Below are 3,402 nucleotides of genomic sequence, written 5' to 3'. Positions count from 1 at the left end.
GGCGGCGGAGTCGTCGTAGCCTGTGGAACGACCGCATGTGCCGCAGCCGCTCCTGGTGCCGTAGCAGCCGCTTGGGGTACAGGAGTTGCAGGTGGAGGAGCCAAGAATCTGGGGCAAGATATTGGTGAATTGATTAATATGTTTTCTGGGAAAGGAAAAGGGACATCTATTCCTACTCCGGGGGATGTAACACCAGGAGGTAGGACATTTACTAAACACGCAGCTGAGAGAGCTAATCAAAGAGGATATTCGTCAAAAGATGTCGATGATATTATTGATGATTGGACCAACAAGGGGTATCAGCCGGGCGGGAGAACTGTCTATGGAAAACGAAAAAAAGATGGGTATCATGTTGTGGTCTTGGACTCTAGTGAGAACATAGTTAGTATTGTTGGTGGTGGAAAAGGAAGTAATACCTTACCAGATTGGAATGCTGTTCAGAAAATGATGAGAAATCAGGGGGGCTTTTCTGATTCTCCATGGTAATTATGCGTTAGTATAATTACATATTGAGTCATTTGTTATCAGTTTTGAACAAATGACTCAATGATTTTTAAATATGATTGAGGGGATGATGAAATTGAACATTACAATAGAGAATGGTCAATATATTTATATAAGTTTTCTGAAGAGAAATGGATTTGGTATTGTAGAAGATACATACCTCTCTGTTAACTGCTGTTTGTTATTTGATGATAAAAATAATTGGATTGGACTAGAGGTCAGTAATGAAAATTTTAATGGACCCATTCAACTTCCTCCATTAAAGGAGATTGAATTCCCAATGCATGAAGCTATTATTAATGAGTCAGGAAGGACTCTAGAAATATTATTTGATAAGGATTTACAAGTAGCTCGGAAGATCAAATATGCTTGTAATATTGATGTTATTTCAGAGCAGTTATACGGAATAGAAATACTTTTGTTGGATCAGGGTTCAATTGGCAATAGGGATATTGTTAAGCCTTTTGTGAGTAGTGATAGTTAAAAGATCCGGACGGTATGAATGGCTTGATTAGGAGTTGAAGATTATGTCAGTACAGGCATCCTTGGATTTTCAAGTGAGATATGGTGAAGGACAGAACAAAATGAACTTGTTTGATGCATTCATATCGAATGGCTGGCAATGGCACGATGAGGATAATGAAGTTTGCTTTTTACCAGTTGGAGATGATGACGACTATGACTGGCAATCGAAAGAGCTGAGCTTAACTCAATTACGAGAAATAATCAAACAGAAGATGATCAACAAAGACCCACATTAGAAGTTTATGATGGGAAAAAATCGTTTAAATTTAGGTATGATGACTGATGTGTGGTAGCTAGAAAAAGATTGATCGAGTTGTTAAAAATAAAGAGTCTGTTCTTTTTTACAGGCTCTTTTTAGGAGGTTATGATTTGTTAGATTATATTTGGTTGGATGAAAAGACACCTATTCTAAATCAATTGCCCAATAGATTTAAATTTGCGGCAATATTATTCCACCCGTTTATCAAAATGCCTTTTGAATGGGGAAAAGAAAGGAGTTCTGATGACGGAATATATCCTAGTAATGAAGAAATACTAGATTATGGATATCCGGTTACTTGGCAGGAGATTATGTCTGATAATGGGTTAACTTCACATGATGAAGTAGCACTAGCTCTAAAAACCTCTATTCATGCCTTAAGGAAAGAATATGCACGAGAAGATTTAGCGAGTAAGCTAAATTCAAATCTTAAGCCAGAGATTTATTACCCGACAGAAGATAATACATCTGTATTTATACTGGATAATTTTTTAAGATTATTTTCAGCAAAAGGGATTAAGGAGCTCTGCTTTTCAGATCCGCTTTTGGGGCGGAACGGAGTATTGAATATAAATGGTACGACCCCTTTGGACATCTGTGATTTAGCAGATAATGAATTGATTTTGACAGATATGGATATGAATTATGCTTTTATGAATTTGCATGATTCATTTACAACGCTTTTTTTCACGACAGATGAGGATATTAAGGGGTTTTTAAGATCAGCTAATTGTGAATTTATCGTATGCGATGGTCAAACAGGCGTAAACTGGTATTGGAATAGCCAGTCTCAGTAATAAAGGAAAGAAGTGGCTTCTTCGTATAGGGGAAGCCACTTATGTTGACATCGTTATGAGATCATGGTGGATATCTAAGAATGATTATATGTCGAAAAAGTAGACACAGTAGGACGGAAAATATTTCATGCAATTTTAATATAAAAAAGCTATCAAGAAAGCAACCCAGTCTGCTGTGAAATCGATTTCGCAGTTTTACCATGGAGCACGAGATCGAATCAACAGTAATATCTTCCCTCTGGGACTTGCAGATTTAAGTGATCCAAACGAGGAAAAAAGGAGTCTCTTATCACGTAGGAGCCGTGGCAGGTGATATCGTCTCCATGCTAGTAGGTGTATCTGCCACAGTAGGTGGAGGCGGTGAAGTCATTGTAGCCTGTGGAACGACAGCCTGTGCTGCATCCGCACCGGGTGCCGTAGCAGCCGCTTGGGGTACAGGAGTTGCAGGTGGTGGAGCGAAGAATCTGGGGCAAGATATTGGTGAATTGATTAGTATGTTTTCTAGAGGTGGAGGGGGATCTAGCAATCCAATCAATTTTAGCTCCGGACAACTTCAGAAGAAATTTAAGCATGCAAAAGATTTTGGTGTTGAAGGTAATTATAACAAAGCGAATGCAGCTAAATTTGAAGAGGCAATGCAAGCTCACATAAAAAATCCCGATACCCAAGTAATCCCGGGTACGTATCGTGGTAAGATGCCTGTAACTCACTATTTTAATCCGAATACAGGCTTGAATGTTATGTCTGATGCAGCTGGAAATTTCCATAGTGGTTGGGAGTTGGGTCAAAAGCAAATTGAATATCTTCTGAAAAACGGTAATGTCCAATAAGATGTGAAATTTTCGTGTAGTTTATTAAGGAGGTTGTTAGAGTCATGAAGGAATCTAAAATTACTATTGGTTTATCTCCAGAAGAAGCAATAGTATTCTACGACTGGATATGCCGCTTCAACGAGGAAGAGTATACTGAGTTTGAAGATCAAGCAGAGCAACGTGTGTTGTGGGACATTGAATCGATACTTGAGTCAAAGCTTGCTGCCCCATTAAATTCAAAATATGATGATCTACTTCAGGTGGCCCGATCAAAAATCCGTGATGAAATAGAAGGGTAAGTCATCAAGATCAAAAACGGTTGTTCTAGCATAGGACAACCGTTTTTGACTGGGTGGAGTCAAAAAAGTTTACAACAAGGTTAGAAAGTAAGGAAAACAGTCAAAAAGATTGTAAACAAGGCCAAGAGTTATGTCAAAAACGTGGTCAAGTCTGCCGTCAAGAAAATTGTAAACAATGTCAAGAAAGCAACCCAATCTGCCACCAA

At 38.6% G+C, this 3,402-nt stretch carries 5 protein-coding genes and 1 pseudogene; all 6 read left to right on the top strand.

Translation table 11 applies throughout. The annotated features are described in order from the left end of the window. On the top strand, positions 1 to 486 hold a 486-nt coding region (locus BT147_RS15705; RefSeq protein WP_177239873.1), incomplete at its 5' end, for a DUF4258 domain-containing protein. A gap of 94 nt (positions 487 to 580) precedes the next feature. After that, a complete protein-coding gene (locus BT147_RS14845; RefSeq protein ID WP_072337079.1) occupies positions 581 to 988 on the top strand; it encodes a hypothetical protein in 408 nt (135 codons plus the stop codon). Between the two features lie 43 nt (positions 989 to 1,031). Next, the gene (locus tag BT147_RS14840; RefSeq protein ID WP_072337076.1) at positions 1,032 to 1,265 is read left to right on the top strand and encodes a hypothetical protein; all 234 of its coding nucleotides are present in this window, start codon (positions 1,032 to 1,034) and stop codon (positions 1,263 to 1,265) included. 133 nt (positions 1,266 to 1,398) lie between these two features. After that, the gene (locus BT147_RS14835) at positions 1,399 to 2,085 is read left to right on the top strand and encodes a DUF2711 family protein (protein ID WP_083426603.1); all 687 of its coding nucleotides are present in this window, start codon (positions 1,399 to 1,401) and stop codon (positions 2,083 to 2,085) included. Between the two features lie 542 nt (positions 2,086 to 2,627). Then, positions 2,628 to 2,915, top strand: a pseudogene (locus BT147_RS15930) (colicin D domain-containing protein); the annotation flags it as partial. A gap of 44 nt (positions 2,916 to 2,959) precedes the next feature. Beyond that, positions 2,960 to 3,196 (top strand): hypothetical protein, encoded by a 237-nt coding sequence (locus tag BT147_RS14825; protein WP_072337070.1) that lies wholly within the window; start codon positions 2,960 to 2,962, stop codon positions 3,194 to 3,196. The last annotated feature ends 206 nt before the right edge of the window (positions 3,197 to 3,402 follow it).

This window comes from Thermoactinomyces sp. DSM 45891 (assembly GCF_900119485.1).
In the GTDB taxonomy this organism is placed as follows: Bacteria; Bacillota; Bacilli; order Thermoactinomycetales; family Thermoactinomycetaceae; genus Baia.
The sequence above is the reverse complement of the archived record's forward strand: the minus strand, read 5'-3'. Positions and strand labels throughout refer to the sequence as shown.

What these genes read in the sequence shown, in the direction of transcription:
- BT147_RS14840 (WP_072337076.1), top strand. Translation starts at nt 1,032, where the DNA reads ATGTCAGTACAGGCATCCTTGGATTTTCAAGTGAGATATGGTGAAGGA.
- BT147_RS14825 (WP_072337070.1), top strand. Translation starts at nt 2,960, where the DNA reads ATGAAGGAATCTAAAATTACTATTGGTTTATCTCCAGAAGAAGCAATA.